The sequence below is a fragment of the Streptomyces liliiviolaceus genome (genome assembly GCF_018070025.1).
Taxonomy (GTDB): Bacteria; Actinomycetota; Actinomycetes; order Streptomycetales; family Streptomycetaceae; genus Streptomyces; species Streptomyces liliiviolaceus.
Map to the genome: position 1 here is coordinate 3,585,059 of NZ_JAGPYQ010000001.1, position 19,625 is coordinate 3,604,683.

General features: G+C 70.7%; 17 protein-coding genes and 1 riboswitch. Of the genes, 12 read left to right on the top strand and 5 right to left on the bottom strand.

Annotated features, from left to right (window positions below; genetic code table 11):
- Positions 1–3: 3 nt before the first annotated feature.
- The 5 genes from qcrC (at position 4) to J8N05_RS15665 (ending at position 6,763) form a co-directional block, all read left to right on the top strand.
- The gene (gene qcrC, locus J8N05_RS15645; RefSeq protein WP_210883348.1) at positions 4–813 is read left to right on the top strand and encodes a cytochrome bc1 complex diheme cytochrome c subunit; all 810 of its coding nucleotides are present in this window, start codon (positions 4–6) and stop codon (positions 811–813) included.
- A complete protein-coding gene (gene qcrA, locus J8N05_RS15650; protein WP_210883350.1) occupies positions 810–1,877 on the top strand; it encodes a cytochrome bc1 complex Rieske iron-sulfur subunit in 1,068 nt (355 codons plus the stop codon). Before qcrC ends, qcrA begins: the two co-directional genes overlap by 4 nt.
- The gene (gene qcrB, locus J8N05_RS15655; RefSeq protein ID WP_210883352.1) at positions 1,874–3,532 is read left to right on the top strand and encodes a cytochrome bc1 complex cytochrome b subunit; all 1,659 of its coding nucleotides are present in this window, start codon (positions 1,874–1,876) and stop codon (positions 3,530–3,532) included. Before qcrA ends, qcrB begins: the two co-directional genes overlap by 4 nt.
- Before the next feature lie 116 nt (positions 3,533–3,648).
- The gene (gene trpD / locus J8N05_RS15660) at positions 3,649–4,713 is read left to right on the top strand and encodes an anthranilate phosphoribosyltransferase (protein ID WP_210883354.1); all 1,065 of its coding nucleotides are present in this window, start codon (positions 3,649–3,651) and stop codon (positions 4,711–4,713) included.
- 373 nt (positions 4,714–5,086) lie between these two features.
- A riboswitch (SAM riboswitch) is annotated at positions 5,087–5,203 on the top strand.
- A 180-nt stretch (positions 5,204–5,383) separates the two neighbouring features.
- On the top strand, positions 5,384–6,763 hold the full coding sequence (locus tag J8N05_RS15665; RefSeq protein WP_210883356.1) for an aminotransferase class V-fold PLP-dependent enzyme: 1,380 nt from the start codon (positions 5,384–5,386) through the stop codon (positions 6,761–6,763).
- 50 nt (positions 6,764–6,813) lie between these two features.
- Here J8N05_RS15665 and J8N05_RS15670 read toward each other — a convergent pair whose 3' ends face one another.
- Together J8N05_RS15670 and J8N05_RS15675 are read right to left on the bottom strand one after the other, a co-directional pair.
- Complete coding sequence (locus J8N05_RS15670; protein WP_107017436.1) at positions 6,814–7,095, bottom strand: Lrp/AsnC family transcriptional regulator; 282 nt, start codon at positions 7,093–7,095, stop codon at positions 6,814–6,816.
- The gene (locus tag J8N05_RS15675) at positions 7,092–7,841 is read right to left on the bottom strand and encodes a rhomboid family intramembrane serine protease (protein WP_210883357.1); all 750 of its coding nucleotides are present in this window, start codon (positions 7,839–7,841) and stop codon (positions 7,092–7,094) included. Before J8N05_RS15675 ends, J8N05_RS15670 begins: the two co-directional genes overlap by 4 nt.
- Positions 7,842–7,998: 157 nt before the next feature.
- On the opposite strand from J8N05_RS15675, the gene J8N05_RS15680 reads away from it, so the two are divergent.
- The 6 genes from J8N05_RS15680 (at position 7,999) to J8N05_RS15705 (ending at position 13,898) form a co-directional block, all read left to right on the top strand.
- Positions 7,999–8,238: a hypothetical protein gene (locus tag J8N05_RS15680; RefSeq protein WP_107017438.1), complete on the top strand. Its 240-nt coding sequence runs from the start codon at positions 7,999–8,001 to the stop codon at positions 8,236–8,238.
- A gap of 35 nt (positions 8,239–8,273) precedes the next feature.
- Entirely contained in the window at positions 8,274–9,623 is a 1,350-nt protein-coding gene (locus J8N05_RS15685; protein ID WP_210883358.1) for an NYN domain-containing protein, read from the top strand.
- 353 nt (positions 9,624–9,976) lie between these two features.
- Positions 9,977–11,008 (top strand): C40 family peptidase, encoded by a 1,032-nt coding sequence (locus tag J8N05_RS15690; protein WP_247706291.1) that lies wholly within the window; start codon positions 9,977–9,979, stop codon positions 11,006–11,008.
- A 226-nt stretch (positions 11,009–11,234) separates the two neighbouring features.
- Positions 11,235–12,245, top strand: coding sequence for a C40 family peptidase (locus J8N05_RS15695; RefSeq protein WP_210883360.1), 1,011 nt, complete (start codon positions 11,235–11,237; stop codon positions 12,243–12,245).
- A gap of 32 nt (positions 12,246–12,277) precedes the next feature.
- The gene (locus J8N05_RS15700; RefSeq protein WP_384283039.1) at positions 12,278–13,519 is read left to right on the top strand and encodes a hypothetical protein; all 1,242 of its coding nucleotides are present in this window, start codon (positions 12,278–12,280) and stop codon (positions 13,517–13,519) included.
- Between the two features lie 106 nt (positions 13,520–13,625).
- Complete coding sequence (locus tag J8N05_RS15705; RefSeq protein ID WP_210883361.1) at positions 13,626–13,898, top strand: DUF3253 domain-containing protein; 273 nt, start codon at positions 13,626–13,628, stop codon at positions 13,896–13,898.
- A 23-nt stretch (positions 13,899–13,921) separates the two neighbouring features.
- Here the strand turns inward: J8N05_RS15705 and J8N05_RS15710 are convergent, their stop codons facing one another.
- Positions 13,922–14,866, bottom strand: coding sequence for a LysR family transcriptional regulator (locus tag J8N05_RS15710; RefSeq protein WP_210883362.1), 945 nt, complete (start codon positions 14,864–14,866; stop codon positions 13,922–13,924).
- A gap of 97 nt (positions 14,867–14,963) precedes the next feature.
- Positions 14,964–16,211 (bottom strand): glycosyltransferase 87 family protein, encoded by a 1,248-nt coding sequence (locus J8N05_RS15715; protein ID WP_210883364.1) that lies wholly within the window; start codon positions 16,209–16,211, stop codon positions 14,964–14,966.
- Positions 16,212–16,372: 161 nt separating this feature from the next.
- Here J8N05_RS15715 and J8N05_RS15720 point away from each other — a divergent pair, with 161 nt between their 5' ends.
- Positions 16,373–17,515, top strand: a complete 1,143-nt coding sequence (locus J8N05_RS15720; protein ID WP_210890204.1) for a glycosyltransferase family 4 protein — start codon at positions 16,373–16,375, stop codon at positions 17,513–17,515.
- Positions 17,516–17,820: 305 nt separating this feature from the next.
- On the opposite strand, the gene J8N05_RS15725 is transcribed toward J8N05_RS15720, so the two are convergent.
- Positions 17,821–19,617, bottom strand: coding sequence for an AMP-dependent synthetase/ligase (locus J8N05_RS15725; protein ID WP_210883366.1), 1,797 nt, complete (start codon positions 19,615–19,617; stop codon positions 17,821–17,823).
- Between the last annotated feature and the right edge of the window lie 8 nt (positions 19,618–19,625).

A 19,625-nucleotide genomic window follows, 5' to 3' on the forward strand; every position in this document is an offset into this window, starting at 1 on the left:
TCCGTGAAAAAGCTCTCCGCACGACGACGCCATCCGTTGGCGGCGGTCGTCGTCCTACTCCTCGCGCTGGCGGCCACCGGGGGGCTGTACACCGCGTTCGCGCCCGCGGACAAGGCACAGGCCGATACATCCGCCCAGTCCCTCGCCATCGACGAGGGCAAGAAGCTCTACGCCGTCGGCTGCGCCAGCTGCCACGGCACCGGCGGTGAGGGCTCGACCGACGGTCCCAGCCTGGTCGGCGTGGGCGCCGCGGCCGTGGACTTCCAGGTCGGCACCGGCCGCATGCCCGCCCAGCAGCCGGGCGCGCAGGTTCCGAAGAAGAAGGTCATCTACTCGCAGGCGGAGATCGACCAGCTCGCGGCGTTCGTCGCCTCGCTGGGCGCCGGTCCGAACGTGCCGACCGAGGAGCAGTACAACCCCGAGGGCGCGGACATCGCCGAGGGCGGGGAGCTCTTCCGTACCAACTGCGCGCAGTGCCACAACTTCACCGGCAAGGGCGGCGCGCTGACGAACGGAAAGTTCGCCCCGACGCTGGAGGGTGTCGACCCGAAGCACCTCTACGAGGCCATGCAGACGGGCCCGCAGAACATGCCGTCCTTCCCCGACACCACGCTGACGGAGAAGAACAAGAAGGACATCATCGCGTACCTCGACGCGGTCAACGGCGATGAATCGGAGAGCCCCGGTGGCCTGTCGCTGGGCGGCCTCGGGCCGGTCAGTGAAGGTCTCTTCGGCTGGATCTTCGGTCTCGGCGGGCTGATCGCCGTCGCCGTGTGGGTCGCCGCCCGGACCGCAAAGGCCAAGAAGTCATGAGTAGCCAAGACATTCCAGAAGAGAACCTGCCCGCCGAGCGGGCCGCCGACGAGCACGCGCACGGTGACGTGAGCGTGGCGCATGAGAAGGATCCCTTCGCGGATCCCGGTCTGCCGCCGCACGAGCACCGCATCCAGGACATCGACGAGCGGGCCGCCAAGCGCTCCGAGCGCACGGTCGCCCTGCTGTTCACGCTCTCGATGCTCGCCACGGTCGGTTTCATCGCGTCCTTCGTGACGATCCCGGCCGACCGGATCGTCTACATCTTCCCGCTCGGCCACATCAGCGGTCTGAACTTCGCCCTGGGCATGACGCTCGGCCTGGCGCTGTTCTGCATCGGCGCGGGCGCGGTCCACTGGGCCCGCACCCTGATGTCCGACGAGGAGATGGCCGACGAGCGCCACGCCATCGCGGCGGAGCCCGAGGTCAAGGCCAAGGTCCTGGCCGACTTCAAGCAGGGCGCCAAGGAATCCGCGCTCGGCCGCCGCAAGCTCATCCGCAACACGATGTTCGGCGCGCTGACCCTGTTCCCGCTGTCCGGCATCGTCCTGCTGCGCGACCTCGGTCCGCTGCCCGAGGACAAGCTGCGGCACACCCTGTGGTCCAAGGGCAAGCTGCTCGTCAACATGAACACCGACGAGCCGCTGCGTCCCTCCGACGTCGCCGTGGGCTCGCTCACGTTCGCCAAGCCCGAGGGCCTGGAGGAGCACGACCACGACTTCCAGACCGAGATCGCCAAGGCCGCCCTGATGATCGTCCGGCTCCAGCCGGAGAACATCAAGGACAAGCAGGAACTTGAGTGGTCCCACGAGGGCATCGTGGCGTACTCGAAGATCTGCACCCACGTCGGTTGCCCGATCTCCCTGTACGAGCAGCAGACGCACCACGTCCTCTGCCCGTGCCACCAGTCCACCTTCGACCTCTCCGACGGTGCCCGAGTGATCTTCGGCCCGGCCGGTCACGCCCTTCCGCAGCTGCGGATCGGTGTGAACGACGAGGGCTATCTTGAGGCGCACGGCGACTTCGAAGAGCCCGTCGGTCCTGCCTTCTGGGAGCGCGGATGAGCACTACGACCACCCCGAACCCCTCGGACGCCGGCGCGCCGGGACGTTCGCGAGAGAAGGCGCCGGCCGGCGAGAAGATCGCCGACTGGGCCGACGGCCGGCTGGGGATCTACTCCCTGGCCAAGGCCAACATGCGCAAGATCTTCCCGGACCACTGGTCCTTCATGCTGGGCGAGATCTGCCTCTACAGCTTCCTGATCATCATCCTCACGGGTGTGTATCTGACGCTGTTCTTCCACCCCTCGATGAACGAGATCGAGTACCACGGAAGCTACGTCCCGCTCCAGGGGCAGCTGATGTCGGAGGCGTTCGCCTCCACGGTGGACATCAGCTTCGACGTCCGCGGCGGTCTGCTCATCCGGCAGATCCACCACTGGGCGGCGATCGTCTTCCTGGCCGGCATGTTCGTGCACATGATGCGCGTCTTCTTCACCGGTGCGTTCCGCAAGCCGCGTGAGATCAACTGGCTGTTCGGCTTCCTGCTGTTCGTCCTGGGCATGTTCACCGGGTTCACCGGCTACTCGCTCCCCGACGACCTGCTCTCCGGCACCGGTGTCCGCTTCACCCAGGGCGCCATCCTGTCGATGCCGATCGTGGGCACGTACATCTCGATGTTCCTGTTCGGCGGGGAGTTCCCGGGCGGCGACTTCGTCGCGCGGTTCTACTCGATCCACATCCTGCTGCTGCCCGGCATCATGCTGGGGCTCGTGGTCGGCCACCTGATCCTGGTCTTCTACCACAAGCACACCCAGTTCGCGGGTCCCGGAAAGACCAACAAGAACGTCGTCGGCATGCCGCTGCTGCCGGTCTACATGGCCAAGGCCGGAGGCTTCTTCTTCCTGGTCTTCGGGTTCATCGCCATGCTGGCCGCGGTCGCGTCCATCAACCCGATCTGGGTGCTGGGGCCGTACCGGCCGGACCAGGTCTCCACGGGCGCCCAGCCCGACTGGTACATGGGCTTCGCCGAGGGTCTGATCCGTGCCATGCCCGGCTGGGAGATCAACATCTGGGGCCACACACTGGTCCTCGGTGTGCTCATCCCGCTGGTGATCTTCGGTGTCTTCCTGGCGCTCATCGCGCTCTACCCGTTCATCGAGTCCTGGGTCACCGGGGACAAGCGCGAGCACCACATCCTGGACCGCCCGCGCAACGCCCCGACCCGTACGGCCTTCGGTGTCGCCTGGGTGACCGCGTACATCATCATGCTGATCGGCGGTGGCAACGACATCGTCGCGACCCACTTCCATCTGTCGATCAACACGGTCACGTGGTTCGTGCGCATCGGGTTCTTCCTCGGACCGGTACTCGCGTTCATCGCCACCAAGCGGATCTGCCTCGGCCTGCAGCGCCGGGACAAGGACAAGGTGCTGCACGGCCGCGAGTCGGGCATCATCAAGCGCCTGCCGCACGGTGAGTTCGTCGAGGTGCACGAGCCGCTCAGCCAGGAGGCCATGCACACCCTCACGGCGCACGAGCAGTACCAGCCGGCCGAGATCGGCCCGACGGTCGACGAGAACGGTGTCGAGCGCAAGGTGAAGGGCCCGCAGAAGCTCCGCGCCAAGCTCAGCACCGCCTACTTCGGTGAGGACGGCCAGATCCCCAAGCCGACCGCCGAGGAGTACAAGGAGATCACGAGCGGCCACGGCCACCACTGATCACCACCTGTTCGCCACGGCAGGAGCCCCGTCCATTGCATGGACGGGGCTCTTTGCCGTCCCGGGGGCTGGATAGGGTGGACCCACACCCACGAACACGGACCCAGGAGCGGCAGATGAGTGCTGTGACCCCCGCTGGAGGCGACTTCGCGGCGGGCCGTTCCTGGCCCGCCCTGCTGAACGGTCTGCTGGACGGGCGCGACCTGAGCGCCGACGACACGGCCTGGGCGATGGACCTGATCATGCGGGGCGAGGCGACCGACGCGCAGATCGCCGGCTTCGCGGTGGCGCTGCGGGCCAAGGGCGAGACCGTCGAGGAGATCTCCGGCATGGTGCGCACGATGTACGCGCACGCCAATGTGATCGACGTGCCGGGCGACACCGTCGACATCGTCGGCACCGGCGGGGACGGGGCGAAGACCGTCAACATCTCGACGATGTCCGCCGTCGTCATCGCGGGTACGGGTGCCAAGGTCGTCAAGCACGGCAACCGCGCCGCGTCCTCCGCGTCCGGTGCCTCGGACGTGCTCGAAAAGCTCGGCGTCAACCTGGAGCTGACTCCGCGGCGGGTGGCCGAGGTGGCCGAGGAGGCCGGGATCACCTTCTGCTTCGCGGTGAAGTTTCATCCGGCGCTGCGGCACGTGGCGGCTGCGCGCGGGCAGCTGGGGATCCGGACGACCTTCAACTTCCTCGGCCCGCTGACCAATCCGGCCCGGGTGCGGGCCCAGGCGGTCGGAGTCGCGCACGCGCCCATGGCGCCCATCGTGGCCGGGGTCCTCGCGGAGCGCGGCAACTCGTCGCTCGTCTTCCGCGGTGACGACGGGCTCGACGAGCTGACCACCACGGCGACGTCCCGGGTGTGGGTCGTGCGGGACGGCAAGGTGCGCGAGGAGGCGTTCGATCCGCGGGACGTGGGGATCGAGCTGGTGCCCGTGGAGGCGCTGCGGGGGGCTGACGCGTCGTACAACGCGGATGTCGCCCGGCGGCTGCTTCAGGGGGAGCGCGGGCCTGTACGGGACGCTGTGCTGCTGAACTCTGCGGCGGCGCTGGTGGCGCTCGCGCCGGGGCCGGGATCGCTCGCCGAGCAGATCCGCGGCGGGATGGCTCGCGCCGCGGAGGCGATCGACTCCGGCGCGGCGTTGCGGACGCTGGAGGGGTGGGTGGCTGCGACCAACGCGTAGGCGCTGGCGCTGGCGTTTGCGGGGTTGGCTGCGGGTCGGTGGGGGTGGGCCGCGCAGTTCCCCGCGCCCCTGAAAAGCGGGCTGCGCCCAGCTTTTCCCCGGTCCCCGGTCCCCGGTCCCCGGTCCCCGGTCCCCGGTCCCCGGTCCCCGGTCCCCGGGCTCTGGGCTCTGGCCCTAAGCCCCCGTGTCCCTCTCGTCTCCCCGCCCCGTCGGTAGCTTGGGGCGCCGGGGGATGTTTTTAGGGGCGCGGGGAACTGCGCAACGGGGGGTTGGGGGCGGAGCCCCCGGGCAGTGACGGTCACCCCGTATCCGGCTGTCCCGGTATGCGGACAGGGGGGTTGCTGTCCGATCATCGTGTGGCATGATGCTGGCAGGTCATGAGTGACAGTCAACAGGCCCCGGCCGACTGTCCGGCAACCCTCCGTCCGTGGCGGGGTGCCCCGGGTGAAGACCAGGTCGTAGGCAGTGAGGTCTACGGCAAGCGCGGACCCCTCGCCGCTCGTCAGGGCAGATGCACCAGGGGTCCTGGTCGTTCGAGGGAGCCTTTCATGAGCAAGCGAATGCGATAGGGCGCCGAGCCCCACTTCCGCGTACCCCTTTCACCTTTCCTGTGCCGGGCTGCCATGCCCGCCCGCACAGTGATTTCGCCTGCCTCTCACAGGAGCTCGCCATGTCTGTCTCCACCGCTGCCGCCGGCCGGACCGCCCACTGTGACACCGACGCCCCGGGGTCCCTGCCCGTGCTGGGCCGGGACGTCACCGTTCCGCTCGTGACCGGCGGCGAGGTCACCTACGCCGCCCTCGACTACGCCGCCAGCGCCCCCGCCCTCCAGCGGGTCTGGGACGACGTGGCCGCGTACGCCCCGTACTACGGCAGCGTGCACCGCGGGGCCGGCTATCTCTCCCAGCTCTCCACGGATCTCTTCGAGAACGCCCGCCGGACCGTCGCGGAGTTCCTCGACTGCCGTGACGACGACGAGGTCGTCTTCACCCGGTCCACCACCGACTCGCTCAACCTCCTCGCCGCCGCCCTGCCCGCCGACTGCCAGGTCTTCGTCTTCGAGACCGAGCACCACGCCTCGCTGCTGCCGTGGCAGGACGCCCGCGTCACCTACCTCAACGCCCCGCGCACCCCGGGCGAGGCCGTCGCGACGCTGGAGAAGGCACTGTCCGGCCGCGACCCGTACGGTCCGGCGCTCGTGTGCGTGACCGGTGCCTCGAACGTCACCGGCGAACTGTGGCCCGTACGGGAACTGGCCGCCGCCGCCCACGCCCACGGCGCCCGTATCGTGCTCGACGCGGCCCAGCTCGCACCCCACCACCCCGTCTCCGTACAGGAGTTGGACGTGGACTGGGTCGCCTTCTCCGGCCACAAGCTGTACGCGCCGTTCGGCTCGGGCGTGCTCGCGGGACGCTTCGACTGGCTGCGCGAGGCCGACCCGTACCTGGCCGGCGGAGGCGCCTCGCGGAAGGTGTCACGGCGGACGGACGGCGGTGTGGACGTGGAGTGGCACGAGAGCGCCGCACGGCACGAGGCCGGGTCGCCCAACGTCATCGGCGCCTACTCCATCGCCTCCGCCTGCAAGGCCCTCACCGAGGCCGGCTTCGACTCGCTCGTCGCCCGTGAGCAGCAGCTCGTCGCACGGGTTCGCCAGGGCCTCGCCGAGGTGCCCGAGGTCCGGGTGCTTTCGCTCTTCGGCGACGACGCCCCGCGCGTCGGCGTCATCTCGTTCGTCGTCGAGGGCTGGAACAGCTCGCACTTCGCCGCCGCGCTCTCCGCCGAGTACGGCATCGGCGTCCGCGACGGTCTCTTCTGCGCCCACCCGCTGGTCCGTACACTCCTCGGCAGCGACCCGCAGTCCCAGGGGGAGTGCGGTGCTCCCGAGGCCGCCCCCGGCGAGAAGTCCCTGAACGCCATCCGTGTCAGCTTCGGCGTCGGCACCCCCGACGAGCACGTGGAGCGTTTCGTGGGAGCGGTCAAGGAGCTCGTGGCGAACGGCGCGAGCTGGAACTACCGCACGGAGAACGGGCGCTGCGTGCCGGCTGCCTGACGGGCCGCGCCCCTGAAGGATTGCGCCGTTCCCCGCGCCCCTGACCGGGCCTAGTTGTCGCCGCCGATGGCGAACGCCGCCTCCAGGTCGTGCTGCGAGTACGTCCGGAACGCCACATGCGTGTCCGTCCCCTCGACGCCCGGAATCTTGCTGATCATGCCGGGGATGACGTCCGCCAGATCGTCATGGGCCTTCACCCGGACCATGGCGATCAAGTCGTACGTCCCGGTCACGGAGAACACCTCGCTGACGCTGTCCAGCGCCGCGATCGACTCGGCGATCTCGGGAATCCGGTCCACGCTGGTCTTGATGAGCACGATCGCGGTGATCACGGCTGGTTTTCTCCCTCGGTGGCCGTCGCTGGGGATTTCACTCTAGCCGGACGCCCGTACCGCACCCACGCGTAGAGGAACCCGGCGGAGAAGCCCAGCAGGTGCGCCAGATAGGCGACCCCCGGGCCCTGCGAGGCGCGCCCCGCGGCCAGCCACTGCAGGGACACCCAGAACGGGAGCACCACCCATGCGGGGAACCGCAGCGGGAGGAAGAAGAGGAACGGGAAGAGACTGGTCACCCGGGCTTTGGGGAACAGGTACAGAAACGCGCCGAGGACCGCGGAGATCGCCCCCGACGCACCGACGAGGGTCTGCGACGAGTCGGCGTGGGCGACCGCGTACCCCAGCAGGGCGAGGTAGCCGCACCCCAGGTAGAAGAGGGCGAACTCGAAGTGGCCCATCCTCTCCTCGGCCATCGCCCCGAAGACGTAGAGGAAGAGCATGTTCCCCAGCAGATGCAGCCAGCTGCCGTGCACGAACAGCGCGGTGGCCGGGGTGGCGAGGGCCCGCAGTGTTCCCTCGAACAGTTCGACGGGCACCACGCCCCACTGTTCGAAATAGGCCCGCTGCGCGGAAAGAAGCTCGTCACCGGTGCCGTACGAGGGACTGAGCCCCGAGGCCGGACCGATCAGGAAGAGCGCGCAGCACAGCGCGATCAGTCCGTAGGTCACCGGAGCGGGGTGGCTCCGGATCGCCCTGACCGTTCTGACCGTCCTGTTGCCGGGGGCACCCCAGTTGCCGAGCATGAACAGAGCATGACGTAACGGGACCGAACCGCACAGAGCGCCTCGCCGCTGCCGGTGGACGGGCGTCGAGTACCCGCCAGGCCGTAGGGTTACGAGCCACACGCTCCGGGGAATCCGGAGCGGCACGAGGACTTACGGAAAGAGAGCGACTGCCACGATGACGGTTCCCCTCCCGACGGCCGAGACCCGGTGGCGCTGCACGCTCTGCGGCAACCTCACGCGATTCGACGTGACCCGCTCGTCGAAGGTCGTCGAGTACGTGCATCTGGACCTGGCCGGGGAACCCAAGGTCGAGGAACGCAACGTGGTCAGTGAGACCATCGACTCCGTGCGCTGCCGCTGGTGCAACGCGGTGGATCAGGTGGAACTGGTGGACAGGCCGGGCGCCCGCTCCTGACAGGAGCGGGCCCCGCACGGACGATGGGGTGAAGGATGGTGGAGACCACAGGCGGTGAGCCGGACGACGGCGACGCCGAGGTGCTCGACCGTCCGCTGCCCGACGGGGTGCGCCGCAGGGTCGTACAGATCGTGTCGGACGGGTTCGGCGGGCTGACCGTGGCCGAACTGCCCACACAGCTGCGGCAGTACGCCCGGTTCGCCCCCAATCGCCGTGCCAAGTTCGCGGGGACCGCGATGGCGGCGGCCATGGAGACCGATCCGCTGTTCAGACAGCGCATCGCCGAGAAGCTCAGAGATGCCCAGCCCGAGCTGGCCGGCGCTCTCGACTCGGGCTCGCCGCCCCCGGCCGCGGACCCGCTGGACGTGGCGGCCGCGGCCTATGTGCTGCGCCCCACGGGCTGGGTCAAGCTGGTCACCGCCGCCGGCGAGGAGGCCCTGCGGGCGGACGCCGAGCGTGCCGACGAGGAGAGCCGTGTCGAGCTGGAGCGGCTGCGCGAGGAGCTGGCCGAGGCCCGTGGGCAGACCCGGGCCGAGACGGAGCGGCTGCGCACCGAACTCGACGCGGCGAAGAAGGAAGCGGAATCGCTTCACCGCAAGCTGCGCGGGGCCTTCAGCGACGTCAAACGGGGCGAGGCGGCCCTGCGCAAGCTGCGCGGCGAGATGGAGGCCGTACGGGGCGAGGGGCAGGCCCAGGTCTCCGCCGCCGAGAGCGAGAGCCGGCGGCTGAAACAGCGGCTCGGCGAGGTCGAGGGCTCCCTGGAGGCCACCCGCCGCGCGGCGCGCGAGGGGCGCAGTGTCGAGGACATGCGCGTACGGCTGCTCCTGGACACCGTGCTCGAAGCCACGCAGGGGCTGCGGCGCGAACTCGCCCTGCCGCCGGTGTCGGTGCGGCCGGCGGAGACCGTGGACGCGGTCGAGCCGGGCCGGATGACACCGAAGGACATCGCGGCCCGTGCGCTGTCCGACAGCGATCCCGCCGTCCTCGACCAGTTGCTCGCGCTGCCGCAGGCGCATCTGGTCGTCGACGGGTACAACGTCACCAAGACCGGCTATCCGCAGATGCCGCTGGAGAAGCAGCGGCTGCGGCTGCTCGGTCAGCTCTCGCAACTCGCCGCGCAGACCGGCGCCGAGGTCACCTGTGTCTTCGACGGGGCCGAACTGGCCGCCCCGGTGCTGCTCGCCCCGCCGCGCGGGGTGCGGGTGCTGTTCTCCAAGCCGGGTGTCACCGCGGACGAACTGATCCGCCAGCTGGTGCGCGCCGAACCGCCGGGACGGCCCGTCATCGTCGTCTCCACGGACCGCGAGGTGGCCGACGGAGTGGCGAGCGCGGGTGCCCGTCCGGTGGCCTCCGTGGTGCTGCTCAAGCGTCTTTCGAGGGGTTGAGACCCGCCCCGATTGGGCACCCTCGCGGCTTCGGTGATCCATGGTCGCCGTTCTGTCCCGTACGTCCCATAGGTCTCTGACGCACCAAGGGCAACGCATGGTCGTCTTGCCCGACTTGGCGAAACCTTCACGCAACGTAGTGTCAAGAGAGCGTTACTGCACGTGAGTTGATTGTAAAGAATGCGATCGGTGACCGAGATTTTTCCGGGGAGGATTTGAACTGATCACAGGTGGTCACTAGGGTCAGGCGTCGAACCTCCACTCGGGTGATCACTCATTGGGAGTGACGGTGGAGGGGCACCGCCAACCGGCGTCTTCGGTGGGCGGCTGAGGTAATGAAGGAGCTCGCCTCCGTGGCGTCCCACCGTCGACCGAAGCAGCCGAGCCGCACCCGTGTGACCGTGCTCACCACTGCCGCCGCCGCTGCCGTTGCCCTCAGCTCGCAGGCTGCCAACGCCGCGCCCAGCGAGAAGCCCAGCAAGGACGAGGTCAAGAGCAAGGTCGACAAGCTCTACGAAGAGTCGGCGCTGGCCACGGACCGGGCCAACGGCGCCGAGGAGAAGCAGGAGAAGCTGGAGAAGGAGATCGACACTCTCCAGGACCAGGTCGCCCGCGGCCAGGACGATCTCAACTCCATGCGTGACGGCCTCGGTCTGATGGCCAGCTCCCAGTACCGCACGGGCGCCGTCGACCCCTCCGTGCAGCTGTTCCTCTCCTCGGACCCGGACGACTACCTCGACAAGGCGTCCGCCATCGACCAGTTGAGCGCTCAGCAGGTCGAGGCGCTCAAGAAGGTCCAGGACAAGCAGCGGGTCCTCGCCCAGCAGCGGCAGGAAGCGGCCGGCAAGCTCAAGGAGCTCTCCGACACCCGCAAGACCCTGAGCAAGAAGAAGAAGGAGGTCCAGGAGAAGCTCGCCAAGGCGCGCCAGCTCCTGAACACCCTGACGGCCGCGGAGCAGGCGGCCATCAAGACCGCCGACACGCGCGCCAGCCGTGACGCCGGGGACCGTGTCGAGCTCGGCAACGAGGTGCCCGCCTCCGAGCGCGGTGCCGCCGCCCTCGCCGCCGCGAAGACCCAGATGGGCAAGCCGTACGTGTCCGGTGGCAGCGGCCCCAACTCGTACGACTGCTCCGGTCTGACGCAGTGGGCTTACAACCAGGCCGGCCAGTCCATAACCCGGACCACCTACACGCAGCAGAACGACGGCGTGAAGATCGGCCGCGGCGAGCTCAAGCCCGGCGACCTCGTCTTCTTCAACAGCCTCGCGCACGTAGGCCTGTACGCCGGCAACGGTGTGGTCCTGCACGCGCCGAAGCCCGGCGCCGTCGTCCGGCTGGAGTCGATGAGCACGATCGGCTCCTTCCAGTTCGGTGTCCGCGTCTGATCCCAGCGCCTCGGGACTTTCCCGCAGGCAGGTCGCCACGCCGCCCGAACGGGCGAATTCCGGTGACGCCCGCTGACCCCACGCCCCGCCCATGACCTGCGTCTGAGGCGGGGCGTCGCGTTGTGTACACGTATGGGTCTTTGGCCACCGCGTAGTCGCACGACTACTGTCTGGCGCGTTTCCCCCAACTCCGGGGGTCCGTCAGCGGAAGGGAGTGCGGCTTCCTGTGGGGTCCCATCGCCGCCTTGCACCGTCCGGCTTCGACCGGGGCGCCCGAGGCGCCACCCTGTGCGTACTGACCGTCGCCGCCGCGGCCCTCGGCGTCCTGCCGGCCGGCGCCGCGCCGCAGGACGACAACCGCGCGGAGGTGGACCGCCTGTACGAGGAGGCGGAGCACGCCACCGAGTCGTACAACAAGGCCGACGAGCGCGCCGATCTCCTGCGCGACGAGGTGGACAGGGCGCAGGACCGGATCGCCCGACAGCAGGACCGCATCAACACCATGCGGGACGCGCTCGGTTCGCTCGCCGGGGCCCAGTACCGCTCCGGCGGCCTCGACCCCTCGCTGGCGCTGATGTTCGCCGACGACCCCGACGAGTACCTGGACAAGGCCGCCGCGCTCGACCGGATCAGCGCCCGCCAGGCCGGGGAACTGAAGGAACTGCAGACAGCCATGCGCGACCTCGCCCAGGAACGTGCGGAGACGACGAGCAAGCTCGACGAACTGGACCGCAGCCGCGAGGCCGTCGCCCGGCACAAACGCACCGTCGAGCGGAAGCTGTCCAAGGCACGGCAACTGCTCAACTCGATGCCGGACGCCGACCGCGCCGCCTACGACCGGGCCTCCCGCTCCGGCCGGGCCCCCGACCTCACCGGCGCCGTCCCGTCCTCCGGGCGCGCTGCCGCCGCCGTCGCCGCGGCCCGCTCCGCGGTCGGCCGCCCGTACATCTGGGGCGCCAACGGGCCCTCCGGCTTCGACTGTTCGGGCCTCACCCAGTGGTCGTACGCGCAGGCCGGTGTCGGTCTGCCGCGCACCTCGCAGGCCCAGGCGCACGCCGGACGGCAGGTGCCGCTCTCCCAGGCGCAGCCCGGTGACATCGTCACCTACCGGGACGACGCCAGCCACGTCGGCATGTACGTGGGCAACGGCCAGGTGGTCCACGCGCCCTACCCGGGCGCCGCGGTCCGCTACGACCCGGTGGGCATGATGCCCGTCTCGGCCGTGACGCGCCCCTGACCCGTCGCACCCCGCGCCGTACGATCAGGATCGTGGCTGGTCGTGGACGTGCGCCGAAGAGGGTCATGGGGCTGTTGCTGGCGGGCCTGACGGGTCTGGCGGGGCTGACGGGACTGGTCGGCTGCGGCGGCTCCGCCGGGACCGACGCCGCGTCCGCCGAGGTCCGCCAGGTGCTGGACCGGCGGGCGGCGGCGGTGCGCGACGGCAGCGAGAAGGCCTTCGTGGCGACGGCGCCGCCCGGCTCCGTCGCCGCCGCCGAACGGGCCGGGGCGCGCACGGAGTTCAGGAACCTGCGCGCGGTCCCGCTGACCGACTGGTCGTACCGCGTGACCGGCTTGCACCGCTCGGGCGACCGCGCCACGGCCGACGCGGAGCTGCGCTACCGCATCGACGGCTACGACCGGGCGCCCGTCGTCACCCCGCGCACGCTGAGCCTCGTCCGCGCCGGGGGACGCTGGTACGTGAGCGCCGACCGGCCCGCGGGCGACGCGAGCCGGCAACTGTGGGAGCAGGGGCCCGTGCTGGCCGTACGCGGCGAGCACAGCCTCGTCCTGGGGGTCGGGCAGTCCCGCGGCACGCTGCGCGGTTACGCGGACCTCGCCGACCGCGCGGTGCCCGCGGTACGGGAGGCGTGGGGCGGGAAGTGGCCGGGGAAGGTCGTCGTCCTCGTACCGAAGTCGCTGGAGGGCATGGCGGAGCTGCTGGGGGCGCCCGCGTCCGGGTACCGGGGGATCGCCGCGGTCACCACGGGCGAGGCGGGCGGTTCCGGCAAGGCGCCCGCCGACCGGATCATCGTGAACCCGGACGCGTACGGGGTGCTGGGTTCCTTCGGGCGGCAGGTCGTGCTCACGCACGAGACGACCCATGTCGCGACCCGCGCCTCGACCTCGGCGGCGACCCCGCTGTGGCTGTCGGAGGGGTACGCGGACTGGGTCGGCTATCTGGGCACCGGGCGCACCGCGCCACAGGTCGCGCCCGAGCTGACGCGCGCGGTGCTGGACGGACGGGTGCCGGACGCGCTGCCGAAGGACGGGGACTTCGGGTTCGGCGGGGACGCGGCGAAGCTGGCGCGGGCGTACGAGAGCGGGTGGCTGGCCTGCCGGATGATCGCCGAGCGGTGGGGCGAGGTGCGGCTGGGGGAGTTCTACCGGACCGTGGGCGCGCACGAGAAGCGCGCGGGGGCGGTGGAGGCGGGGCTGCGGGAGGTCCTGGACACCTCGCCGGAGGAATTCACGGCGCTGTGGCAGACGTATCTGCGTGACCGGCTCGTGTGACGGGGGCTCGTGCGAGGCGGGTTCGCGTGACGAGGGAGGGGGCGCCTGTCGGGTGTTCCTCCGTGCCGCGCTGGCCGTGCGGTGCGCCCGGTGCGACGCTGGCGGGGTGACGGAGAGCGGACGGCGGGACGACCGGCGCCTGGAGCGGGCCATCCTGGAGTTGCTGGAGCGCCGTGCCCCGACCGCGACGATCTGCCCCTCGGACGCCGCGCGGGCGGTGTACACGGGCGACGGCGACGGCTGGCGCGCCCTCATGGAACCCGCCCGCCGCGCTGCCGGACGGCTCGTCGAGGCCGGCGAGGTGGAGATCACCCAGGGCGGCCGGGTCGTCGAGCCGGCGAAGGCCCGCGGCCCGATCCGGATCCGCCGCGTGCGCTGAGACGTTCAGGGTGACGGCGGCCGTCACGGGCCCGGTGTCACGCCGTCGGTGGCGGCGCACGCCTCGTGCAGGGCGGTACGGGCGTGCCGGCGCAGCCAGGTGTGGGCGGGGTCGTTGTCGTAGCGCTGGTGCCAGGCCAGCTGGACGGGGACCTCGGGCATGGGCAGCGGCAGTGGCCGGACGCACAGGCCCAGGCCGTCCAGCAGCGGGCGGCTGATCAGCCGGGGCACCGCGGCGACCAGGTCGTGGTGGCGGACGAACTGCAGGGCCGTGGCGGCGGTGGGGGCGGCGGCCACGACCCGACGGCTCAGTCCCCGGGCCTCCAGTACGTCGTCGATGGGGTCGCGCAGCCGTCCCCGGCGGGAGACGGTGATGTGCTCGGCACTCACGTAGTCCTCCAGGCCGAGCGTGCCGTCGCCGCCCTCTCTCCCGTCGCACAGCGGGTGGGTGGGGCGCAGGGCCAGGACCAGCCGGTCGTGGCCCACGACCTCGTGACGGATCTCGGGCGAGGAGGGCTCGCTCGCGCCGGCTTCGAGGTCGATGTCCCCCCGGCGAGGGTCATGGGTGTCGGTACTGGCCTCCGCCAGGAAACGCAGCCGGACCCCGGGTGCCTCGGCGTGCAGGGAGCGGATCAGGTGCGGGCCGGCCGCCGCGGCGAGCGCGTCGTGCCATTTGAGGATGAAGGTCCGCTCCAGGGCCGCCAGATCGACCTCCGTGTCGGGGGACAGGACCGTCCGGGCCTGCTGGACCAGCTCGTGCACGGTCGCACGCAGGGCGAGGGCGCGGGGTGTGGGTGTCATGGTGCGGCCGGTGCGCACCAGGATCTCGTCGCCCGTGGCCCGGCGGATCCGGCCCAGGGTGCGGCTCATCGCGGGAGTGGACACATGCAGGCGGGCGGCGGCGTCCGTCACGCTGCCCTCTTCGAGCAGGGCGTCGAGCGCGGTGAGCAGATTCAGGTCCAGTTGCATGCGGGTGAATCTAGTGGCCGTGAAATTGCGTGTGAAGCAAATCCCCGTGATGCACGTGATGCACGTGATGCACGGGGTGCCGGTGGGCCCCGTGGCATCAGGAGGTCAGGGATTCCTCGTCGGCGGGCTCCGCCCGGCCGGGCGCCGGGGCCGGATCCGCGTACGACACGGTGTCGCGCCACAGGAGCACCCCCGCGGTGACGGTCGCCGCGACCAGCAGGCCGTTGCGGATCACGAGCAGTTCGATGCCAAGGTCGGTGCTGGCGACGACGTCCGCGAAGAAGATCGGGAACTCCAGGACGGTGAAGAGGCACGCCGCCAGCACCATCACCGCCGGCCACCCCATCCGGCTGCCGCGGAAGAGCAGGCACACGGCGGCCAGCCCGACCAGCCACACCAGGTACTGCGGGCTGATGACCCGGCTCGTCGTGGTGAACAGCAGGACCGCCATGAACGCGGCGTCGGCGGCCGTGTGCACCAGGAAGCGGGTCGCGCACAGCCGCCACAGGAGCAGCCAGCCGAAGGCGAGCCCGGTCAGCATCAGCGCCACCGTGCTCACCACGTCGACGTACGGGCCGAGGAATTCCACCGAGCCGTAGTTGAGCAGGACCTGGCCCTCCCAGCCGTGGTGCCGGGCGATGTGGAAGACCAGCGAGCCCAGCGACTCGACCTCGGTCCCGCGGTCGCGCTGGAAGGTCAGGAACGCGAACGCGCCCGGCATCGACACGACGAACACCAGCGCGATGGCCGCCGCGGCGGCCGCGGCCGCGCCCCAGGCCTTGCGTCCGGTCGTGCCCACGAGCAGCAGCACCGGCCACACCTTCAGCATCGCGCCGATCGCCGCGAGGACGCCCATCACCTTCGGGTGCCGCACGCCCGCGAGCAGCGCGGCCACGGCGACGGCGGTCACTATCACGTCGTAGCGCGCGTACACGGTCGGCCCGAGCAGGGGGACGCCGATCACCCACACCCAGACGCCGCGCACCGACACCGGCGCCGGTCCGTCGGTGCGCAGGGCCGCGTACAGGAGCAGGCCGAAGGCGATCAGGTCCGCGGCGCAGGCGAGGACGAAGAACGCCTGCGTGTAGGCGAGGAAGGGCAGGAGCGCGGGGGAGAGGATCGCGAGCGCGGCGGCCGGCGGGTACTGCCAGGTGACGTCGTTCAGTGGGAACGTGCCGGTGCGCAGGACCTCGTACCAGTTCTGGTAGGTCACCGAGACGTCGCTCGTGACGTCCGGGCCGGGGAAGACGAACACCTTGAAGACGAAGAGCAGGAGCAGCAGTCTGGTCAGGCCCCAGGTCGCCAGCAGTGCGTACGGGAACCTCGGCCCCCTGGCTGCCGCCATGCCCACCTGCCCTTTGTTCCGTACGGATCCGCCGTGCCGCTCCGCCGCCGCCTCACCTGTGCGGTCATGATCCCCCGTGCGGCTGTGCGAGAGCCGTGAAGCGCGGCCGGGCCGAGCTGTGGGGTACGGGTTCGGTACTGTCGACGGCGATGCGCGAGACCATGCACAAGACCCTGATCGTGACCAACGACTTCCCGCCGAGACCGGGCGGTATCCAGGCCTTCCTGCACAACATGGCGTTGCGCCTGGACCCCGAACGGCTCGTCGTCTACGCCTCCACGTGGAAGCGCGGCCGGGAAGGTGCCGAGGCCACAGCGGCCTTCGACGCCGAACAGCCCTTCGTCATCGTACGCGACCGAACAACCATGCTGCTGCCCACTCCGAGGGTGTCCCGGCGGGCCGTCGGGCTGCTGCGGGAGCACGGCTGCACCTCGGTGTGGTTCGGTGCGGCGGCGCCGCTCGGGCTGCTCGCGCCCGCGCTGCGCAAGGCGGGCGCGGAGCGGCTCGTGGCCACCACGCACGGGCATGAGGCGGGGTGGGCGCAGCTGCCTGCCGCGCGTCAACTCCTGGGCAGGATCGGGGAGTCGACGGACACGATCACGTATCTCGGGGAGTACACCCGGTCGCGGATCGCCACCGCGCTGACGCCCGAGGCGGCGGGTCGGATGGTGCAACTTCCGCCCGGGGTCGACGAGAAGACGTTCCACCCCGGGTCGGGCGGGGACGCCGTCCGGGCGCGGCTCGGTCTCACCGACCGGCCGGTGGTGGTGTGCGTCTCGCGGCTGGTCCCGCGCAAGGGGCAGGACACGCTGATTCTCGCGATGCCGCGCATCCTGGCGAGCGAGCCTGAGGCCGTGCTGCTGATCGTGGGGGGCGGGCCGTACGAGAAGGAACTGCGCCGGCTCGCGTACGAGACCGGTGTCGCCGATTCCGTCCGCTTCACCGGGGCGGTGCCCTGGTCCGAACTCCCGGCCCACTACGGGGCGGGTGACGTCTTCGCCATGCCGTGCCGGACGCGGCGCGGGGGGCTGGACGTGGAGGGGCTCGGCATCGTCTACCTGGAGGCTTCCGCGACGGGCCTTCCCGTGGTCGCGGGTGACTCCGGGGGTGCGCCGGACGCGGTGCTCGACGGGGAGACGGGGTGGGTGGTGCGGGGTGGCTCCGCGGAGGACGCCGCGGACCGGATCGTCACGCTCCTCGGCGATGCGGAGTTGCGGCGGCGGATGGGGGAGCGGGGGCGGGAGTGGGTCGAGTCCCACTGGCGCTGGGACCTCCTGGCGGAGGGGTTGCGGGGGTTGCTGTAGCGGGGGCTGGGGGCTGGGGGCCGGCGGGGGCGCGCGTAAAGGACTGCGCAGTTCCCCGCGCCCCTGAAAGCGCGGGCCGGTGGGGGCCGACCTAAAGGATTGCGCCGTTCCCCGCGCCCCTGAAAAGCACGCGCCGCGACGTGTGCGGGCCGGTGGGGGCTGGCCGCGCAGTTCCCCGCGCCCCTGAAACGTGCCCTGCGGGCGTTTCAGCAGGGGCGGAGCCCCGCTTCTCAGGGGCGCGGGGAACTGCGCAATCGTTCAGGCGCGCCCATCGCCGGGGCGCAGGTGCAAGGAGCACGCGGGCCTCAGGCCTGATAGATCGCTTCGATCTCCGTCGCGTAATCCTTCGCCACAACATTCCGCTTCAGCTTCAGCGACGGGGTCAAGTGCCCCGAATCCTCCGTGAACTGGTGCGACAGCACACGGAACTTCCGCACGGACTCCGCCTTCGACACCGCCGCGTTCCCGTCGTCCACCGCGCTCTGGAGCGCCGCGAGCAGATCCGGGTCGAGTGCCAGGGACGCCGCGGTCGACCCGGCAGGCTTCCCGTGGTCCTCGGCCCAGCGCCCCAGGAACTCCTCGTCGATGGTGACGAGCGCGCCCACGAACGGCCGCCCGTCGCCGACGACCATGCACTCCGCGACCAGCGCGTGCGCCCGGATGCGGTCCTCGATGACGGCAGGGGCGACGTTCTTGCCGCCCGCCGTGACGATGATCTCCTTCTTGCGGCCGGTGATCCGGAGGTACCCGTCCTCGTCGAGCGTGCCGATGTCACCGGTGTGGAACCAGCCGTCGGCCAGCGCCTCCTCGGTCGCGCCCTCGTTGTTCCAGTACCCCTTGAACAGGTGCTCGCCGTGCAGCAGCACCTCGCCGTCGTCGGCGATGCGGATCACCGAGCCCGGCAGCGGCTGCCCGACCGTGCCGATCTTCTGCCGGTCCCACGGGTTGAACGCGGTGGCCGCGCAGGACTCGGTCAGCCCGTACCCCTCAAGGACCGTGAAGCCGATGCCGCGGAAGAAGTGGCCGAGGCGCTCGCCCAGCGGCGCGCCGCCCGAGATCGCGTACTCGCCCTTGCCGCCGAGCACCGCGCGCAGCTTGCTGTAGACGAGTTTGTCGAACGTCTTGTGTTTGATCCGCAGGCCGATCGACGGCCCCGCCGGGGTGTCCAGCGCGCGGCTGTACGCGATCGCCGTGTCCGCCGCCTTGTCGAAGATCTTGCCCTTGCCGTCGGCCTGCGCCTTGGCCCGCGCCGAGTTGTAGACCTTCTCGAAGACGCGCGGCACACCGAGGATCAGCGTCGGCCGGAACGAGGCCAGTTCGTCGGTGAGGTTCTTGATGTCCGGGACCATGCCCAGCTTGATCGGCGCCATCATCGGCGCGACCTGCACGAGCCGTCCGAAGACGTGCGCGAGCGGCAGGAAGAGGAGCACCGAGCACTCGCCGGTACGGAACAGCGGCCGCAGCCGCTCCACGATGTTGCCGCACTCGGCGAAGAAGCTGCGGTGGGTCAGCACACAGCCCTTGGGGCGCCCGGTGGTGCCGCTGGTGTAGACGATCGTCGCCGGGTCGTCGGCCTTGGCGAGCGAGCTGCGCTCCTCGACCGCGGCGTCCGAGACGTCCTTGCCGGCGCGGTCGAGCTCGTCGATCCCGCCGCCCTCGATCTGCCAGACGTGCTTGAGGTGCGGCAGCCGGTCGCGCACGGACTCGACGGCGGCGGTGTGCGCGTCCAGCTCCACGACGATCGCGATCGCTCCGGAGTCGCCGAGGATCCACTGCACCTGCTCCGGGGAGCTGGTCTCGTACACCGGTACGGTGACGGCGCCCGCGCTCCAGATGGCGAAGTCGAGCAGCGTCCACTCGTACCGCGTGCGGGACATCAGGGCGACGCGGTCGCCGGGCTGGACGCCCGAGGCGATCAGGCCCTTCGCGGCGGCCTGCACCTCGGCGAGGAAGGCGGTGGCCGTGACATCCGTCCAGGTACCGCCGACCTTGCGGGCGATGACCGCGACATCGGGATGCTGCGCGGCGTTTCTGCGGACGATGTCGGTCAGATTGCCGTCCGCAGGGACCTCGTACAAAGCCGGAAGGCTGAACTCGCGCAAGACTGCTG